At 34.3% G+C, this 1,035-nt stretch carries 1 protein-coding gene; it reads left to right on the forward strand.

What is annotated here, in order from left to right:
- Positions 1 to 491, forward strand: a 491-nt coding sequence (locus ACFXI4_RS44780; protein ID WP_385003484.1) for a GntR family transcriptional regulator, incomplete at its 5' end; no start/stop codon positions are given.
- Between the last annotated feature and the right edge of the window lie 544 nt (positions 492 to 1,035).

The following is a 1,035-nucleotide window of genomic DNA, read 5'->3' on the forward strand; positions in this document are numbered from 1 at the left end:
TTGACCACGAACTCGACTCTTTTATCGGATTCTTCCAAGATGCGGTTCAGCAAGGAAAGAAAATCAGTTCTAAGATTATCCAACAAACCATCATACCTGCTGATTCAACAATTAGTGAATGTTTGGAGATTGAGCAGAATACTTTAGTGCTTGTCTTGGAAAGAATTCGATACATCGATGACTATCCAACTTGTATTGCAAAAAGTTGCATTCCCCTATCTGTTTTACCTGAAATTGTTGAACATGATTTTGCCAAAGAATCCCTGTTCTCAGTATTAGAAAGTAGGGGAATTAGATTAGCTTATGCCAAACGCTCAATTGAAGTTACACCGCCAACAGATTTAGAAAACCTTTATCTTGATTTAGAAAAAAATGAGCCAGTCTTTGTCTTTACAAGTATTGGATTTGCTAAAAATCAGAAACCGTTTGAATATGAAATATCTAAGTACCCTGCTTATAAGACAAAGTTTGAAAGTACTGTTTCCAAATAATTTTTAAATATGCTTAAATGTATAAAGAGCCTCGCGGATAACAGATAAAGTGTCTTTCCGCAAGGCTCTTTTTCTACTTCCTCTTTATCTTAATCCGCTAAGTAGCCTACAGTCCAAACATTATCATCTAATTAAGGTGTGTGGAGGTACTCCTCTACCCTAAGTCAAGGATAGTCGACATAGTTGTTAATAAGTCTTCAAAGCAAGCCTGAACCTTTTTCATTAGGTGTGCTTACTTCACATATGACGCTATCAAAAATGATAGCACCCGTTGAATCAACCAATTTTCTCTAATTCATATTTGATTATGTGTAGCAAATTTGTCTAATTTTTATTTCTTTGCAAAATTTTTCCAAATTTACCAGATAAAAGTAATTCATATTCATGATTGAGTCCTTTACCAATAAAACCTATTTCGCAAAAATTATTTGTAAGCATTAAGGATTTTCTGCTGACTTTCACTGGAAGGATAACCCAAGAATTCTGACCAAAGTGAAAGATTAAGAACCATCTTTGCCAGTCTATCTATGTGCTATTGTAACTG

Origin of the sequence: Streptomyces sp. NPDC059224 (genome assembly GCF_042754285.1) — a bacterium.
Classification (GTDB): Bacteria; Actinomycetota; Actinomycetes; order Streptomycetales; family Streptomycetaceae; genus Streptomyces.